Source organism: Exiguobacterium sp. SL-10, from assembly GCF_004337025.1.
Classification (GTDB): Bacteria; Bacillota; Bacilli; order Exiguobacteriales; family Exiguobacteriaceae; genus Exiguobacterium.
Map to the genome: position 1 here is coordinate 1 of NZ_SJUP01000050.1, position 404 is coordinate 404.

Sequence of the window (404 nt, forward strand, 5' to 3'; positions counted from 1 at the left end):
TGCTGGTACTCTTGTTGTGCCCGTTGCTGAAGCAGTGGCGACTGCATGGTCGCAACCGACAACGCATTATTGACTATCCATCCCCAAGGATGAATACCGGCTCGAGTTAAATCATCCTATAAATGTTTAGCTTCTAAAACCGGGGTGGTTTCAGCCAAGGTCGCAATCAATACCTTGGTTCTTGTGGGATCTTGAAACTGCATTAACGGGGTGGTGAAACGCTGATTATCACCCATCTTTTTGGCAATTTCTTTATGATACGCACCAGTCGCATCGAGAAGCAATAACGTATGTCCCGTCGGGGCGGTATCCATCACCACAAAGCGCTGTGCGGAATCGCGAATCGCTCGGGAAAAAGCCTGAAATGTGGCAATTTCTTCCGTACAAGGAGAACGGAGATCTTC

The 404-nt window shown here is 48.3% G+C and carries 1 protein-coding gene; it reads right to left on the reverse strand.

From position 1 onward, the window contains the following. Positions 1-116: 116 nt before the first annotated feature. A partial coding sequence (locus EVJ33_RS15830) for an ArsA-related P-loop ATPase (protein WP_483297318.1) occupies positions 117-404 on the reverse strand: 288 nt, incomplete at its 5' end.